Annotated in this window: 16 protein-coding genes; 10 read left to right on the top strand and 6 right to left on the bottom strand. The window is 62.7% G+C overall.

What is annotated here, in order from left to right:
* Positions 1 to 33: 33 nt before the first annotated feature.
* From groL to ACVC7O_RS05685, 3 genes are all read right to left on the bottom strand, one after another.
* Positions 34 to 1,677: a chaperonin GroEL gene (gene groL / locus ACVC7O_RS05695; protein WP_458325120.1), complete on the bottom strand. Its 1,644-nt coding sequence runs from the start codon at positions 1,675 to 1,677 to the stop codon at positions 34 to 36.
* Positions 1,678 to 1,744: 67 nt separating this feature from the next.
* Positions 1,745 to 2,032 carry a co-chaperone GroES gene (gene groES, locus ACVC7O_RS05690; RefSeq protein ID WP_159980541.1) on the bottom strand — a complete coding sequence of 96 codons (288 nt, stop codon included), beginning with the start codon at positions 2,030 to 2,032 and terminating at the stop codon, positions 1,745 to 1,747.
* Between the two features lie 203 nt (positions 2,033 to 2,235).
* Positions 2,236 to 2,916, bottom strand: coding sequence for a DUF2161 domain-containing phosphodiesterase (locus ACVC7O_RS05685; protein WP_458325119.1), 681 nt, complete (start codon positions 2,914 to 2,916; stop codon positions 2,236 to 2,238).
* 137 nt (positions 2,917 to 3,053) lie between these two features.
* Between ACVC7O_RS05685 and ACVC7O_RS05680 the strand changes: the two genes are divergently transcribed.
* The 6 genes from ACVC7O_RS05680 (at position 3,054) to ACVC7O_RS05655 (ending at position 8,010) form a co-directional block, all read left to right on the top strand.
* Positions 3,054 to 3,974, top strand: a complete 921-nt coding sequence (locus tag ACVC7O_RS05680; RefSeq protein ID WP_458325118.1) for a manganese-dependent inorganic pyrophosphatase — start codon at positions 3,054 to 3,056, stop codon at positions 3,972 to 3,974.
* A gap of 79 nt (positions 3,975 to 4,053) precedes the next feature.
* Complete coding sequence (locus ACVC7O_RS05675) at positions 4,054 to 4,926, top strand: TIGR01459 family HAD-type hydrolase (protein WP_458325117.1); 873 nt, start codon at positions 4,054 to 4,056, stop codon at positions 4,924 to 4,926.
* A 90-nt stretch (positions 4,927 to 5,016) separates the two neighbouring features.
* The gene (locus ACVC7O_RS05670; protein ID WP_458325116.1) at positions 5,017 to 5,460 is read left to right on the top strand and encodes a MaoC family dehydratase; all 444 of its coding nucleotides are present in this window, start codon (positions 5,017 to 5,019) and stop codon (positions 5,458 to 5,460) included.
* A gap of 83 nt (positions 5,461 to 5,543) precedes the next feature.
* Positions 5,544 to 6,476, top strand: coding sequence for a bifunctional riboflavin kinase/FAD synthetase (locus ACVC7O_RS05665; protein WP_458325115.1), 933 nt, complete (start codon positions 5,544 to 5,546; stop codon positions 6,474 to 6,476).
* Entirely contained in the window at positions 6,473 to 6,943 is a 471-nt protein-coding gene (locus ACVC7O_RS05660; RefSeq protein ID WP_458325114.1) for a YcgN family cysteine cluster protein, read from the top strand. The genes ACVC7O_RS05665 and ACVC7O_RS05660 overlap by 4 nt, the downstream gene beginning before the upstream one ends.
* Positions 6,943 to 8,010 (top strand): threonine aldolase family protein, encoded by a 1,068-nt coding sequence (locus ACVC7O_RS05655; protein WP_458325113.1) that lies wholly within the window; start codon positions 6,943 to 6,945, stop codon positions 8,008 to 8,010. The genes ACVC7O_RS05660 and ACVC7O_RS05655 overlap by 1 nt, the downstream gene beginning before the upstream one ends.
* On the opposite strand, the gene ACVC7O_RS05650 is transcribed toward ACVC7O_RS05655, so the two are convergent.
* Positions 7,936 to 8,760, bottom strand: a complete 825-nt coding sequence (locus ACVC7O_RS05650) for an alpha/beta fold hydrolase (protein ID WP_458325112.1) — start codon at positions 8,758 to 8,760, stop codon at positions 7,936 to 7,938. The genes ACVC7O_RS05655 and ACVC7O_RS05650 overlap by 75 nt on opposite strands.
* Positions 8,757 to 9,356, bottom strand: coding sequence for a DsbA family protein (locus tag ACVC7O_RS05645; RefSeq protein WP_458325111.1), 600 nt, complete (start codon positions 9,354 to 9,356; stop codon positions 8,757 to 8,759). Before ACVC7O_RS05645 ends, ACVC7O_RS05650 begins: the two co-directional genes overlap by 4 nt.
* 116 nt (positions 9,357 to 9,472) lie before the next feature.
* Here ACVC7O_RS05645 and ACVC7O_RS05640 point away from each other — a divergent pair, with 116 nt between their 5' ends.
* The 3 genes from ACVC7O_RS05640 to ACVC7O_RS05630 all read left to right on the top strand — a co-directional run bounded on the left by ACVC7O_RS05640 (position 9,473) and on the right by ACVC7O_RS05630 (position 12,641).
* Positions 9,473 to 10,492 (top strand): ribose-phosphate pyrophosphokinase, encoded by a 1,020-nt coding sequence (locus tag ACVC7O_RS05640; protein ID WP_458325110.1) that lies wholly within the window; start codon positions 9,473 to 9,475, stop codon positions 10,490 to 10,492.
* 326 nt (positions 10,493 to 10,818) lie between these two features.
* On the top strand, positions 10,819 to 12,072 hold the full coding sequence (locus ACVC7O_RS05635; RefSeq protein WP_458325109.1) for a PQQ-dependent sugar dehydrogenase: 1,254 nt from the start codon (positions 10,819 to 10,821) through the stop codon (positions 12,070 to 12,072).
* An 8-nt stretch (positions 12,073 to 12,080) separates the two neighbouring features.
* Positions 12,081 to 12,641 carry a c-type cytochrome gene (locus ACVC7O_RS05630; RefSeq protein ID WP_458325108.1) on the top strand — a complete coding sequence of 187 codons (561 nt, stop codon included), beginning with the start codon at positions 12,081 to 12,083 and terminating at the stop codon, positions 12,639 to 12,641.
* A 35-nt stretch (positions 12,642 to 12,676) separates the two neighbouring features.
* On the opposite strand, the gene ACVC7O_RS05625 is transcribed toward ACVC7O_RS05630, so the two are convergent.
* The gene (locus ACVC7O_RS05625) at positions 12,677 to 12,841 is read right to left on the bottom strand and encodes a hypothetical protein (protein ID WP_458325107.1); all 165 of its coding nucleotides are present in this window, start codon (positions 12,839 to 12,841) and stop codon (positions 12,677 to 12,679) included.
* A 98-nt stretch (positions 12,842 to 12,939) separates the two neighbouring features.
* On the opposite strand from ACVC7O_RS05625, the gene ACVC7O_RS05620 reads away from it, so the two are divergent.
* A complete protein-coding gene (locus ACVC7O_RS05620) occupies positions 12,940 to 13,866 on the top strand; it encodes a LysR family transcriptional regulator (RefSeq protein ID WP_458325106.1) in 927 nt (308 codons plus the stop codon).

Below are 13,866 nucleotides of genomic sequence, written 5' to 3'. Positions count from 1 at the left end.
CGCGCCTCTCCTCTACTAGCCTAAGGGCAGAGCTTACATCATGCCGCCCATGCCGCCCATGTCGGGCATACCACCGGCGGGCGCTGCGCCCTCTTTCGCCGGCTTGTCAGCAACCATCGCTTCGGTTGTGATCAGCAGACCCGCAATCGAGGCGGCGTCCTGCAGAGCGGTCCGCACGACTTTGGCCGGATCGATCACACCGAAGGCGAACATGTCGCCGTACTCTTCGGTCTGTGCGTTGAAGCCGAAGGCCGCGTCATCGCTCTCACGGATCTTGCCCGCAACGACCGATCCGTCAACGCCTGCGTTCTCAGCAATCTGACGCAGAGGCGCTTCCAGCGCCTTGCGCACGATGCCGATGCCGACGCCTTGATCGTTGTTCTCGCCGGTCAGAGCTTCAAGTGTCTTGCCCGCCTGAACCAGAGCCACACCGCCACCAACGACGATGCCTTCCTGAACGGCCGCACGGGTCGCGTTCAGAGCGTCGTCCACACGGTCCTTGCGCTCTTTCACTTCCACTTCGGTCATGCCGCCGACGCGGATCACCGCAACGCCGCCTGCCAGTTTAGCAACGCGTTCTTGCAGCTTTTCACGGTCGTAGTCGGATGTGGTCTCTTCGATCTGTGTGCGGATCTGAGCGACACGCGCTTCAATCTCGGCTTTCTCGCCAGCACCGTCGACGATGGTTGTCTCATCCTTGGTGATCTGCACTTTCTTGGCCGAGCCCAGCATGTCCATTGTCACGGACTCAAGCTTCATGCCCAGATCTTCGGAGATAACCTGACCACCGGTCAGGATCGCGAGGTCTTGCAGCATCGCCTTGCGACGGTCACCGAAGCCCGGCGCCTTCACGGCAGCGATCTTCAGACCACCGCGGAGCTTGTTGACCACGAGGGTCGCCAGCGCTTCGCCTTCCACGTCCTCGGCCACGATCAGCAGCGGCTTTTGCGACTGGATGACCTGCTCGAGCAGCGGAACCATCGGCTGCAGCGAGCTGAGCTTCTTCTCGTGCAGCAGCACGATCGCGTCTTCCAGCTCGGTGGTCATCTTGTCGGAGTTGGTCACGAAGTAAGGGCTCAGGTAGCCACGGTCGAACTGCATGCCTTCGACAACATCGGTCTCTGTTTCCAGACCCTTGTTTTCCTCGACGGTGATCACGCCCTCGTTGCCGACCTTTTGCATCGCATCGGCGATCTGATTACCGATTTCCGCTTCGCCGTTTGCCGAGATGGTACCGACCTGCGCAACCTCTGCGCTGTCGCTGACTTCGCGGGCCGCAGTTTTGATCGCTTCAACCACTTTGGTCGTCGCAAGGTCGATGCCGCGCTTGAGGTCCATCGGGTTCATGCCCGCGGCCACCGACTTCATGCCTTCTTTCACGATGGCTTGGGCCAGAACGGTCGCGGTGGTGGTGCCGTCACCGGCTTCGTCATTGGTGCGGTTGGCCACTTCCTTGACCATCTGCGCGCCCATGTTCTCGAACTTGTCTTCCAGTTCGATTTCCTTGGCCACGGACACACCGTCTTTGGTGATGCGCGGCGCGCCGAAGGATTTGTCGAGAACCACGTTACGGCCTTTCGGGCCCAGCGTGACTTTGACCGCGTCTGCCAGGATGTTCACACCCTTGAGCATACGGTTGCGGGCATCGGTGTCGAATTTGACGTCCTTAGCACTCATGTCTTTTTCTCCTCTTGAGAATTTTTATGTCGCGTTCAGCGAGATCGGATCAGAGCAGCGCGGCGGCTTACTCGATGATCCCCATGATGTCGCTTTCCTTCATCATCAGCAGCTCTTCGCCATCGAGGGTCACCTCGGTGCCGGACCACTTGCCGAACAGGATCTTGTCGCCGGCCTTTACCGCCATCTCGATCAGCTCGCCGCTGTCCTTGCGCGCGCCTGCACCCACGGCGACAACCTCGCCTTCGGAAGGCTTTTCCTTCGCGCTGTCGGGGATGATCAGCCCACCAGCAGTTTTCTCTTCGCTTTCTGTGCGGCGCACCAGCACCCGGTCATGAAGCGGTTTCAATGCCATCTTTGTAGCTCCTTAAGGCTCAAAGTTACTCCCAATAGGTCCGAGCGACATTGACTTGCACCCGAACCGTTAGCACTCGTGTGATCTGAGTGCTAACGGCGCATAGCTAGGCAAGCGCCCGGGGCCTGTCAACCAATCGTTTTGTGAAAATCTGGCGCTTTGCGCGATTTTTCTCCGCCGCACAGCAGCATTGTCTGGCGGGCCTAATCCGCGCCCAATACCTTTGCGCTGGCCCCGACGGCTTCAGCTCCCGCAGGCGTCAGCCCGTAGACCCCCGTCTCAACCCGCTCGAACCAACCGTAGTGGTCATCTGCCATCATGCGCGTTGCTTTGTCCACGCCCGTTTCGCGCGCCACGTCGGCCCCCTTGGTGGCCCCGGCCTCAAACAGGTAGAGCGCGAGTTTCAGCGCATCCTGCCGATAGGCGGTGATCAAGCCGACACGCGTTTGCCCCCCGTCGTTGGGGTCCCCTTGCCGACGCGCAAACTCGCGCAGCAGGGCACCCTGACGCGCTTTCGCAAGACGCGGCTGGAACGGGCCGGGATCGCAGTGCACCTGCACGAGCCCATCTGTGAGCCGCACGGTGATCAGCCCCAGCCCCAGCCGTCGCGCGAGCTTCAGGTTGTCTTTCACCGCCTTGGCAAACCGCTTGCCCGGTTGCCGAGGGACCGCGAGGTAGACGTCTTCGGTCAGGGACTGGCGGGCAATGCACTGGTGAAACAGTGACAGGGAAAACCCGAGCTTCAACTCTACCACAACCGGTGGCTCGCTCCCGCGCACGGCCATCACATCCACCGCGCCGACCTCGGATTTCACCACATACCCCTGCGCTTCGAGGAAGGCTTTCACGGGCGGATAGAGGTCGGTTTCGCGCGGCTTCGACATGGGCCGAGCCTAACACCGCGCAACATCCCGCGCCAAGTGGCCCGGCGCGTTAAGCGCGTTGGTCTGAGGGCGTGACAACCCCTGCCACCCCTCCTATAAGGCGCGCAAAATGACCCTTCATACCTTAGGATTCCCTTATGACCACGCTCGTTTTTGGCCACAAATCTCCCGACACTGACAGCACCGGCTCTCCGATCATCTGGTCCTGGTACCTCAACCAGATCAAGGGCGTCGAAGCCAAGCCCGTGCTGCTGGGCGAGCCCAACACCGAGGCGCTGTTTGTGCTGGACCGCTGGTCGCTCGACAAACCCGAGATCATCTCGGACGTGGCCGCCGGCACGCCGGTGGTGATTGTGGACACCAACAACCCTGCCGAGCTGCCTGCTGGCATCAACGACGCCGATATCCAGGGCATCATCGACCACCACAAGCTGGTGGGCGGGCTGGAGACCAAGGGCCCCATCGATATCCGCATCGAGCCCTTGGCCTGCACCGCGACCATCATGTGGAAGATGATCGGCAAGGACATGGCGCAAATGCCGACCGAGGTGAAAGGCGCCATGCTGTCCTGCATCCTCAGCGATACGCTGGAGTTCCGCAGCCCGACCACCACGCAGGAAGACACCGCCATCGCCCACGATCTGGCCAAGGATCTGGGTGTCGATATCAGCGCCTATGCCGCCGAGATGTTCGCGGCGAAGTCGGATGTCTCGGCCTTCTCCGAAGCCGAGCTTCTGCGCATGGACAGCAAGGAATATGAGGTCGGCGGCAAGCAGTTCCGCGTCTCCGTGCTGGAAACCACATCGCCCAGCCAAATCCTGGACCGCAAGGAAGCGCTGGTCTCCGCGATGCCCGGCGTCGCCGAGGAAGACGGGGCGGATCAGGTGCTGCTCTTCGTGATCGACATCCTTGAGGAAGAAGCGACCCTGCTGGTCCCGAACGATCTGGTGAAATCGGTGGCTGAGAAGAGCTTTGACGCGCAGGTTGCAGGCGACACGGTCGTGCTGCCCGGCATCATGAGCCGCAAGAAGCAGATCATTCCGAACCTCAAGGTCTGAGCGCCCCCCGCCCGCTGCTGTCCAAGCGGCGGGCGCCTCCGGGCCGGTGGGCCCTCGCCATCGTTGAAGGAATTGGCCCATGACCCGGATCATCACCCAACTGTCCGAGATTGCCGCGCAGTATGACGCCCTGTTTGTCGATCTCTGGGGTTGCGTGCACAATGGGGTGAGCGCCCTGCCCGAGGCGGTCGCCGCGCTGAAGGCCTATCGCGAAAATGGCGGCAAGGTCGTTCTCGTCACCAACTCGCCGCGTCCGCGCGCCGGGGTCGAAAAGCAGCTGACCGCCTTCAACGTGCCGGAGGACAGCTGGGACACGATTGCGACCTCAGGCGACAGCGCACGCTCGGCCATGTTCCGCGGCGTGGTGGGCGAAAAGGTCTGGCACATCGGCTATCCAGGCGATGAGCGTTTTTTCGAACCCATTGGCGTGGTGCAGAATCCGGTTGATGTCCGCGCGGTGCAGCTTGATGAGGCGGAGGGGATTGTCTGCACCGGCCCGCGCGATCCGCTAGCCGACCCGGCGGTGATGCGGCCCGAGTTCCTGATGGCCAAGCAACGCGGGTTGAAGCTGCTCTGCGCCAACCCCGATATCATCGTGGACCGGGGCGAACAGCGCGAGTGGTGCGCGGGCGCGCTGGCGCAGCTCTATACCGAGATGGGGGGCGAGAGCCTCTACTTCGGCAAGCCGCATCCACCAATCTATGATCTGGCGCGGCGGCGGCTGTCTGCGCTCGGCGTGGATGTGCCCGACACCCGCATTCTGGCAATCGGCGACGGGGTTCTGACCGATATCGCGGGCGCCATGGGCGAAGACATCGATTCGCTCTTTATCTCGGGCGGGCTTGCCGCCGCAGAAACCAAAACCCGCAGCCAGCCCGATCCGGATGCGCTAAGCGCTTATCTGGAAAAGGAAATGTCCAACCCGACCTATGCGATAGGGTATCTACGCTGACCTATTTTTTGCTTGATTTTCTGCAATTGCAAAGTAATTAAGTTTCAACGATTACGGCGTAATGATTAGAAAATTACCGGAAGGGTCATCATGTTGGACAATCTGCCCCGCGGAACCATCTGCATCGAAGACATCGAGATGGGCATGTCGCGCTATCTCCAGAAGGTGGTGACCGACGAAGACATCGAGATGTTCGCGCAGATTTCGACGGACCGGAACCCGGTGCATCTCGACGACGACTACGCCCGCGACACAATCTTTCAGGGGCGTATCGCGCACGGGATGCTGACCGCTGGGCTGATCTCGGCCGTGATCGGTGAACAGCTGCCCGGCCACGGCACCGTCTACATGGGTCAGTCTCTCAAGTTCCTCGCGCCGGTGCGCCCTGGTGATCTCGTGCATGCCGAGGTCAAGGTGATCGACATCGAAATGTCGAAACGCCGCGTGAAACTCGAATGCCATTGCGAAGTCGACGGCAAGAAAGTTCTGGTGGGCGAAGCGACCGTGATGGCGCCATCGCGCAAGTTCGACTGAACTCTACACCAATCAGACCGGCGATGGGTTAAGCCAGCGTACGCTGCTTGCGTCAGGCGTCTGCGGAGGCTACGCAAGGCGTCATGCAGATCATCCGAGACTACCAATTCGTGGCACCGGAATATCGAGGCGCCAGCGCCGCGATCGGGAACTTCGATGGCGTGCATCTGGGCCATCAATCGGTCATCGAACTGGCACGCCGGGCGGAACCGGGCGCGCCCTTGGGGATCGTCACATTCGAGCCGCACCCGCGCAGTTTCTTTGCTCCGGGCGCCCCCGCCTTTCGCCTGATGGGGCGCGACGCCCGGGCGAGCCGGTTGGAAAAGCTGGGGGTGGAGCGGCTCTATGAGCTGAATTTCAACGCCGCCCTCGCTGCCCTCTCGCCGGAGGAATTCGCGCAGAAGGTCATCGCCGATGGGTTTGGCCTGCGGCATGTGATCGTGGGCGCGGATTTCTGCTTTGGCAAAGCGCGGGCGGGCACGGCGCAACATCTGCAAGACTATGGCGCGAAGATGGGCTTTGGCGTCACCATCGCGCCGCTGATGGCTCACACCAACAAGACCGTATCCTCCACAGCGATCCGGCAGGCGCTGAGCGATGGCGACCCACGATTGGCCGCCGAGATGCTGGGGCACTGGCACCGGATCGAAGGCCCCGTGATCAGCGGCGAGCAACGCGGGCGCGAACTCGGCTATCCGACGGCGAACATGTCCATCGAGGGGCTGCACCCGCCCGCCTTCGGGGTCTATGCGGTGCTGGTCGATGTGCTGGAGGGCCCGCATCGGGGCAGCTATCACGGTGTCGCCTCGCTGGGCGTGCGCCCGATGTTTGGCGAGAACCGGCCCAACCTCGAAACCTTCCTTTTCGATTTCAAAGGCGATCTCTACGGCACGCCCTTGTCGGTCGGCCTGGTCGAGCACCTGCGGCCGGAGGAAAAGTTCGACGGGTTGGACGCGCTGATCACCCAGATGGATGCGGACAGCGCCCAGGCCCGCAAGATCCTGGAGGCGGTGTGAGCGATCCGATTGACCGGCACGCCTTGGGCAAAAGATACTGGGAGCGCAAACCGCTGGCCAAGATGAACCAGAAGGAGTGGGAAGCGCTCTGCGATGGCTGCGGCAAATGCTGTCTCAACAAGCTCGAGGACGAAGACAGCGGCGCGGTGGCGCTGACGCGGATCGCCTGCCGGTTGCTGGACGATTCCACCTGCCGCTGTGCGCATTACGACAACCGCCATCAATTCGTGCCGGATTGCATCGTACTGAAGCCCGACAACCTGGACACGCACGCTTACTGGATGCCGGAGACCTGCGCCTACCGGCTGCTCTGGGAGGGCAAGCCGCTCTACGACTGGCACCCGCTGATCAGCGGCACGGCGCAGTCAGTGCATGATGCGGGCGTCTCGGTGCAGGGGTGGACGCTGAGCGAGTTCGACGTGCCCGAAGACGACTGGGAAGAGCATGTCATCGAGGAGCCGGTCTGATGTTTTTCGCCTCGGACAATGCGGGACCGGCGCTGCCGAACGTGATGCGGCGGCTGGCTGAGGCCAACGATGGCTATGCGATGCCTTACGGCGCGGACACGATCATGGAGGAGGTGCGCGCGCGCCTGCGCGAGACCTTCGAGGCGCCGGAGGCGGCGATCTATCTGTTGGCCACCGGCACCGCGGCCAATGCGCTGGCACTCGCCTGCTATGCGCATCCCTGGCAGACGGTGTTCTGTTCGGAGCTCGCGCATATCCAGGAAGACGAGTGCAACGCACCAGAGTTCTACAGCGGCGGCGCCAAGCTGAGCCTCGTGGGGGGTGGCGACAAGATGACCCCCGATGCCTTGCGGTCGCGGATCATGGCCGAAGAAGTGCGCGGTGTGCATGGGCCACAGCGCGGTCCGGTGTCGATCACGCAGGTGACCGAACGCGGTCAGGTCTATAGCCTTGAGGAGCTGCAAGCGCTGACCGAGGTTGCCAGGGGCTTTGGCTTGCCGGTGCATCTGGATGGCGCGCGGTTTGCCAATGCGCTGGTCTCGTTGGGCTGCACCCCCGCCGAGATGACCTGGAAGGCGGGTGTCGATGTGGTGAGTTTCGGCGGCACGAAGAACGGCTGTCTTGGCGTCGAGGCGGTGGTGTTCTTTGATCCGAAAAAAGCCTGGGAGTTCGAGCTGCGGCGCAAGCGGGGCGCGCATCTCTTCTCCAAACATCGGTATCTGTCGGCCCAGATGGCGGGGTATCTGGAGGATGACACCTGGCTGGACGCGGCCCGGGCGGCAAACGCCAATGCTGCACGGCTGGCGGCGGGTCTCGAGGCGCGCGGCGGCGAGTTCATGCACCCGCCGCAGGCCAATATGATCTTTGCCCGGTTCCCACGTCGCATCCATCAGCGGCTGCATGAGGCTGGTGCGAAGTACTATGTCTGGGAAGGGGCGCTGGAGGGCGCGGACCCGGAGGAGATGCTCGCGGCGCGGCTAGTCTGTGACTGGTCAATCGATGCCGCGCAGATCGACCTGTTCCTCAGCCATTTCAACGAGCGCTCGGATCTCGCGGGCGACGTCTGACGGCTGGGTCAGCGGTGACATGTGCCCTGCCCCGGCAATCCAAGCGCGCCGCGCGTCGGGCAGGCGCGCCGCGAGGCTGGCGTTGATCGCATCGCATATGTCCGCCGTCTGATCGCCCTGGATCAGCAGCGCTGGCATCTGCACCTGCGCCAGCCCACCGGGCCGCATGATCCCTGCGCTGTCGTTCACGATCGCCTCCGCCTGTTGTGGCACCAGATGCACCCGCTCGGCCAGATAGCGCCGCGTACTGTCAGGCATGTCGTCCCACCGCGTGCCGTCTCCCCAGAACCGGTTGAAGAGCCGGGCGGCCAGAGGGTGATCGCCCTGCGCAAGCGCATCAAAATAGGGGGCCGCCTCGACCTCATGGGCGGCCATCCGGTCGGGCGCGTCGGCAATCGCGGCGGCGAAGAACACCGGTTCAATCAGCGTCAGGCTGCGCAGCAGATCAGGCTGTTCGACAGCCAGTCGCAGAGCGACCGTCGCCCCGAACGAGTGACCGATGACATGCATCGGACCGGTCAGCTGGTCCCGCGCCGCATCGGTGCTCTGATCGTGCAGGTCCATCTGAGGATCCCAGCCATCGCTTTGCCCGTGGCCCGGCAGATCAATGGCCTGCAGGGTCAACAGATCCGCAAGCGCAGCCCCAACATCCCGCCATGCACCGGCGTGGGCCAGCGTGCAATGCAGAGCGAGCGCCGGTTGCGGCCCCGCTCCGAACGTCCGGACATGCGTGTGAAATCGCGCCGTCACACAGCCCCGGACAGATGCAGGTCGAGATCCTCGATCCGGTCCTGGCCCCAGAAGCGCTGGCCATCATCGGTGATGTAGAAGGGCGAGCCGAAGACCCCCCGCTCCACCGCCTCTTCGAGGTTGGCCGCATAGGTCTCAGCGCCCTGCAAGAGGCCGCTATCGGCAAGGCCAGGGTCAAATCCAGCCTCGTCGAGACAGGCGCGCACAACCACATCTTCGGCGATGTCCTTCTCCTCGGCCCAGACCGCGCGGCAGATCGCGTGCATGAGCTTGCCGAGATCGCCGCCGCCCGCATTCTGTGCCGCGATGAAGGCATAAGACGACGGCGCCCCATTGGTGGGCCAATGCGCAGGCGTGAGGTTGAAGGGCACCTTCAGCTTCTTGGCCTGCCGCACCAACTCCTGTGCCCGGTACTCAACGCGGCTGGCATGCCGGTCCTTGGGCGGGGTACCGCCGGTGCGCGGAAACAGCGCCATGATGTCGAAGGGCTTGTAGGTAAGCGTTGCACCATGTTTGGCGGCGACCTCTTCGGCACGATTCCCGGCCAGGTAGGCATAGGGAGACAGAGTGGAGAAAAAGAGATCAATATGCGCCATTTTGCGGCTCCTGACAGGTGTGGGTTCTTTGCCGATTGGTAAGGCCGTGGTAGGGGGAGTCAACATCACGAATCTGTCACAATTTCGTTCCCAGCTGCTCTCCAGGAAATCGCCTCATGCCCCAAGTCCAAGAACCAAAACTGATCGCTGGTAATGCCAATATGCCCTTGGCCAACGCCATCGCGCGGCGCATGTCGATGCATCGGGGCAAGCAGGTCGGGTTGGTGGACGCGCGGGTCGAGCGGTTCAACGATGGCGAGATTTTCGTCGAGGTGTTCGAGAACGTCCGCGGCGAGGATATGTTCATCCTGCAGTCGACCTCGAACCCGGCCAATGACAACCTGATGGAGCTTCTGATCATGGCCGACGCGCTGCGGCGCTCGTCGGCCGCGCGGGTGACGGCGGTGCTGCCCTATTTCGGCTATGCCCGGCAGGACCGGCGCACCAAGGCGCGCACGCCGATCACCGCCAAGCTGGTGGCCAATATGCTCGTCGGCACGGGAATCGAGCGGGTCCTGACGATGGACCTGCATGCTGCTCAGATTCAAGGGTTTTTCGACATCCCGGTGGATAACTTGTATGCCTCACCGATCTTCGCGCTGGACATCCAGACAGCGTTCAAGAAGCGCATGGGTGAGCTGATGGTGGTCTCGCCGGACGTGGGCGGTGTGGCGCGGGCGCGGGAGCTCGCCAAGCGGATCAACTCGCCGCTGGCCATTGTGGACAAACGCCGCGAAAAGCCCGGTGAGGTTGCGGAGATGACAGTCATCGGCAATGTGAAGGGGAAAACCTGCCTCATCGTGGATGACATGTGCGATACGGCCGGTACGCTCTGCAAGGCGGCGGAGGTGCTGATGGAAAACGGCGCCAAGGAAGTGCACTCCTACATCACGCACGGGATCATGTCCGGCCCGGCAGTGGAACGGGTCACGAACTCGGTGATGAAGTCGCTTGTGATCACCGACTCCATCGCCCCCACTGAGGCCATCCAGAAGGCCCGCAACATCCGCGTCGTGCCGACGGCACCCGTCTTTGCGCAGGCGATCCTGAACATCTGGAACGGCACTTCGGTCTCCTCCCTCTTTGAAGCGGAAACGCTCAGCCCGATCTACGACGGCACTTACGCCGCTGAGTAAACAGAGCGCACGCGCAACGGTTTTCCCGAAATACGCCGCCGGTCGGCCCGAACCGCCGCGCCCCGTTTAAAACAAGGCGTTTTGGCGTGTCGGTATCACGTCGGTATCACGTCGGTATTTTGTCGGTGGATGCATCGGTGCGGGTGGTTTTCGCCGCGCCAGCCCCCTCTTTGCGACCAAAGTCTGAACCGAGCGTGCGCCCGCCACACGCAGCGGTTGTTGACAGCGTTAACCTTTGTTGCTGTTATTTCCCGATGGCAGTTGAACCAGGGAGGCAAAGCCTGAGCGAGCAGGACATCTGACACACGAAATCTGGGAGGAATTTCATGACAGTGAAGCAATTTGCCACCGGCGCCGTTCTCGGCGTTGCGATGGCGGGGGGTGCGGCAGCGCAGGACAATATGGACAAATTGTCCAACATGCAGCGCACCGATGCGACCTTTACCACGATCGATCAGACCGGCGACCGGGCCGACGCCCTGAAGCAGATTATTCCACACATCAACGTCCCCGACGGGTTCGAGGTGAGCCTCTACGCGGTGGTGCCCGACGCCCGCTCGATGGCCGTAGCACCACAGGGAACGGTGACCTTCGTGGGCACCCGCAAGGACAAGGTCTGGTCCGTGGTGGACCGCGACCGCAACCGGGTGGCGGATGAGGTCAAAGATTTCGCACCCTCGATCACCTTCGACATTCCCAACGGGCCCTGCTTCTCGAAGGATGGCTTCCTGTTCATTGCCGAGCGCAACCGGGTGCTAAATTTCCCGGCGGCGGAGTTCTTCTTTGAAGGGCCCGACCCGGCGGTGGCCGTTGTGGTCGAACAGGGTGATCTGGTGCCGGTGGAGGAAGAGAGCTTCAACCACACCGCGCGGGTCTGTGACGTAGGCCCGGACGGCAAGCTTTACATCTCGCTCGGCCAACCGCACAACGTGCAGCCTGCGGAGAAGGTCGAGCTGTACGACAAGATCGGCATCGGCGGTATCATCCGCATCAACACGGACGGCACGGGCCGAGAGGTCTTTACCCGTGGGGTGCGCAACTCGGTGGGGCAGGATTTCCACCCCGAGACGGGCGAGCTGTGGTGGACGGACAATCAGGTCGACGGCATGGGGGATGATATCCCGCCGGGCGAGTTGAACCGCCAGACCGAGGCGGGCCAGCACTTCGGCTTTCCCTGGACCAACAGCCGCGTCGAGATCATGTCCGAAGCGGAGCATCCACGGCCTGAGGGCGTAACCTTCATTGAACCGCAGCTGGAGCTGACCGCCCATGCCGCCGACCTCGGCATGAAGTTCTATGAAGGGTCGAGCTTCCCCGATGCTTATCAGGGCGGCATCTTCTGGGCGCAGCATGGCTCGTGGAACCGCACCACGCCCGTGGGTGCGCGGGTGATGTTCACCGCCCTTGATCCCGAAACCGGCGATGCGGTCGAGGCGCAGGTCTTTGCCGATGGCTGGCTCAACGAGGAGACGGGCGAGTACCGTGGGCGGCCGATGGACATCGCCTTCCTGAAGGACGGCTCGATGCTGGTCTCGGATGACTTTGCGGGTGCCATCTGGCGCATCGCTTACACGCGGTGAGGCTTTTGATGGCCCTGTCCGGCGCGCTTCTGTGCGCCGGGCCCCTTGCGGCAGAAATCGTGGGCGACCGGGATGCAGGACGCAAGATTTCCGGTCAGTGCCGGACATGCCACGGGGCGGATGGCTATGCGACCATCCCAATTGCCCCGCATATCGGCGGCGAGCCCGAGAGTTATTTGCGCGCGCAGCTCACCGCCTTTCGCGACGGCACGCGCGAGCATGAGATGATGACTATCGTGGCCGCCAACCTGAGCGATCAGCAGATCGCTGACCTGGCGGCCTGGTACGGAGGCCATGAGGCGCGGGCCGAGTTGACGGCGGACCCTGAAGGCGCGCCGGAGCTCTGCGTGGCCTGTCACGGCGCGGATGGGATGCATCTGGCCGAGGATGTGCCGAACCTCGCCGGTGAGACCAACATTTACATCGACACGCAGCTCAAGGCGTTCCGCTCAGGGCAGCGGGAGCACGAGATCATGAGCAGTATCGCCGCTGACCTCACAAATGAGGAGATCCGCACCTATGCCGATTGGTATGCGGCGGTGAAGCTCTACATCGACACCGTCGAGTAACGCCCCACCACCCAATCAGTCACGCTGCTCACGCCTCAGCGCCGGGTGCGCCCGTCAGACCGCGCCCACCGCCCCGTTTTGCGCCCTGCGCGGCGGTCCATCTCGGACATCAGGCCGGTGACTTCCGGGTAGTCGCGGCGGCTGCTCCAGGCGTCTTGCAGGGTTGCAATTCTGATTGTATCTGAAAGTATGGCGAACATGTTGATCTCCTGACTTTGTAGTCTGGCATCAACATAGGAGCCTCATATGATAGTCTGCAAAGAAATATGGTTTTCTATATATAAGTTGAACTAACAGTATGGATTGGCATCATATCCCCTCGCTCGCCGCCCTGCGCGCTTTTGAGGCCGCGGCCCGGCATCAGAGCCTGAGCGCTGCGGCACGCGAGTTGAACGTGACCCATGCGGCTGTGGCACAGCATGTGCGGAGCTTGGAACAGGAGTTTGCGGACACTCTGCTGGTGCGGCAGGGGCGCGGCGTTGCCGCCACGGCGGCGGGGCGCGCGTTGGCCGAGCAGCTGGGCGACGGGTTCCAGACCATTGCCGAGGCGGTGGCCGATCTGCGCGACCGAAACGCCGACCGCCCGATCAATATCACCGTCACACCGGGGTTTGCGGGCAGCTGGTTGATGCCGCGCATCGGGGAGTTCTGGTCAAAGCACCCGGAGATCCAGGTGAACATCAACCCCAGTTGCTCGGTCATGGACCTGCGGCAGGAGGGGTTCGACATGGGCGTGCGCTATGGCGCGGGCGACTGGCCGAAACTGGAGGCGGAGATGCTGACCGCAGCCGCCTATTGCGCGGTGGCACATCCCGATCTGATCGCCGGGCGGGAGGCGCGCAGCCTGCACGACCTGACCGACCTGCCCTGGGTGATGGACAGCTATGAGCGCGAACAGCATCGGGTATTGGAGGGCGAAGGCATTGATATCGCAGGGCTGAACGTGACCTTGCTCAGCACCAATGACCTTGCGCTCTCAGCGGCGCTGGCAGGGCTTGGGGTGACGGTGCAGCCCAGCTCGATCATCGAACGGGATGTCCGCAGCGGGCAGCTGGTGAAGCTCTTTGAGTTGAAGGACAATGGGCTGGGCTATCACATGGTGACGGTGCCGGGGCGCTGCACGCCGCATCTGCGGACCTTCATGGCCTGGCTGCGCAAAGTGGCGCGGCAGGATCTTGAAACGCAAAAAGCCCCCGGCGCTGCGGGGGCTTCCTGTAGGTCTTGA

This window comes from Roseobacter cerffii (assembly GCF_054226325.1).
The sequence above is the reverse complement of the archived record's forward strand: the minus strand, read 5'-3'. Positions and strand labels throughout refer to the sequence as shown.

What these genes read in the sequence shown, in the direction of transcription:
- ACVC7O_RS05620 (WP_458325106.1), top strand. Translation starts at nt 12,940, where the DNA reads ATGGATTGGCATCATATCCCCTCGCTCGCCGCCCTGCGCGCTTTTGAG.
- ACVC7O_RS05635 (WP_458325109.1), top strand. Translation starts at nt 10,819, where the DNA reads ATGACAGTGAAGCAATTTGCCACCGGCGCCGTTCTCGGCGTTGCGATG.
- ACVC7O_RS05670 (WP_458325116.1), top strand. Translation starts at nt 5,017, where the DNA reads ATGTTGGACAATCTGCCCCGCGGAACCATCTGCATCGAAGACATCGAG.
- ACVC7O_RS05640 (WP_458325110.1), top strand. Translation starts at nt 9,473, where the DNA reads ATGCCCCAAGTCCAAGAACCAAAACTGATCGCTGGTAATGCCAATATG.
- ACVC7O_RS05675 (WP_458325117.1), top strand. Translation starts at nt 4,054, where the DNA reads ATGACCCGGATCATCACCCAACTGTCCGAGATTGCCGCGCAGTATGAC.
- ACVC7O_RS05665 (WP_458325115.1), top strand. Translation starts at nt 5,544, where the DNA reads ATGCAGATCATCCGAGACTACCAATTCGTGGCACCGGAATATCGAGGC.
- ACVC7O_RS05645 (WP_458325111.1), bottom strand. Translation starts at nt 9,356, where the DNA reads ATGGCGCATATTGATCTCTTTTTCTCCACTCTGTCTCCCTATGCCTAC.
- groL (WP_458325120.1), bottom strand. Translation starts at nt 1,677, where the DNA reads ATGAGTGCTAAGGACGTCAAATTCGACACCGATGCCCGCAACCGTATG.
- ACVC7O_RS05655 (WP_458325113.1), top strand. Translation starts at nt 6,943, where the DNA reads ATGTTTTTCGCCTCGGACAATGCGGGACCGGCGCTGCCGAACGTGATG.
- ACVC7O_RS05625 (WP_458325107.1), bottom strand. Translation starts at nt 12,841, where the DNA reads ATGTTCGCCATACTTTCAGATACAATCAGAATTGCAACCCTGCAAGAC.
- ACVC7O_RS05630 (WP_458325108.1), top strand. Translation starts at nt 12,081, where the DNA reads ATGGCCCTGTCCGGCGCGCTTCTGTGCGCCGGGCCCCTTGCGGCAGAA.
- ACVC7O_RS05680 (WP_458325118.1), top strand. Translation starts at nt 3,054, where the DNA reads ATGACCACGCTCGTTTTTGGCCACAAATCTCCCGACACTGACAGCACC.
- groES (WP_159980541.1), bottom strand. Translation starts at nt 2,032, where the DNA reads ATGGCATTGAAACCGCTTCATGACCGGGTGCTGGTGCGCCGCACAGAA.
- ACVC7O_RS05685 (WP_458325119.1), bottom strand. Translation starts at nt 2,916, where the DNA reads ATGTCGAAGCCGCGCGAAACCGACCTCTATCCGCCCGTGAAAGCCTTC.